Source organism: Shigella sp. FC1567, from assembly GCF_001743015.1.
GTDB lineage: Bacteria > Pseudomonadota > Gammaproteobacteria > Enterobacterales > Enterobacteriaceae > Escherichia > Escherichia coli.
In genome coordinates, this window is the sequence record NZ_MIIV01000328.1 from 1 (window position 1) to 793 (window position 793).

The window sequence follows — 793 nt, forward strand, 5'->3', positions numbered from 1 at the left end:
TAGCGGAGCAGGAAGGACATCTGATGGAAATGGAAGCCACGCAAGCACCTTAAAATCACCATCATACACTAAATCAGTAAGTTGGCAGCATTACCCGTTACTTTCCGGTAAAAATAAAAACGGTAAATAGAGCGCAATATCGGAAATAACATCGCCAGTTTCATTCAAAATCGCCCCCAGACGTGTTTGCTGATTGCACTCACGCGCCAACATGCCATCCAGCGCATTGAGCGCCATACGGATAAAAAGCACGATGGGCAATAGCAAAAAGAGGATGGGTTGTGCCACCAACACCAACAGCAATCCGGTAAAAAGAGAAAGCGCCAGTGCCGTAAGAGTGATGTGATTCGCTGTAACGTGGTGCTTATAAAGCCAAAACATCGTCGGCCTTAACAGCGACTGAAAGAGCGGTTTTATCTGGTAGAGCGTCATTTATCATTCCGTGATATTCAGTTTGCTCTATGGTGCATCAATTGTGATGGCGGAGATATCACAACGCGGAGCATCAACGTAAATTCGGAATATATCAAGATGTGGTGGATGGTTTTCCTGAAGTGGTCAACAAAAACTGGCCACCGAGTTAGAGTTTTTCCAGTATCGATTTTCCGATTCGTTTGGGGGTAACCCACCGTTATATTCGTGCGGTCTTAGTGCGCTGTAATATCCAACGATATAGTCCGTTATGGCGTGAGCTGCCTCGCTGAAGCTTACGTAACCCACCACCGGCATCCATTCGTTCTTCAGACTCCTGAAGAAGCGTTCCATTGGGCTGTTATCCCAGCAGTTTCCGCGC

General features: G+C 46.8%; 1 protein-coding gene and 1 pseudogene. Both read right to left on the minus strand.

Translation table 11 applies throughout. The features are described 5' to 3' along the window. Nucleotides 1–96: 96 nt before the first annotated feature. Nucleotides 97–432, minus strand: a pseudogene (locus BHE85_RS16840) (CDP-alcohol phosphatidyltransferase family protein); the annotation flags it as partial. Nucleotides 433–558: 126 nt separating this feature from the next. Further along, nucleotides 559–793, minus strand: a 235-nt coding sequence (locus tag BHE85_RS16845; RefSeq protein ID WP_146627965.1) for an integrase core domain-containing protein, incomplete at its 5' end; no start/stop codon positions are given.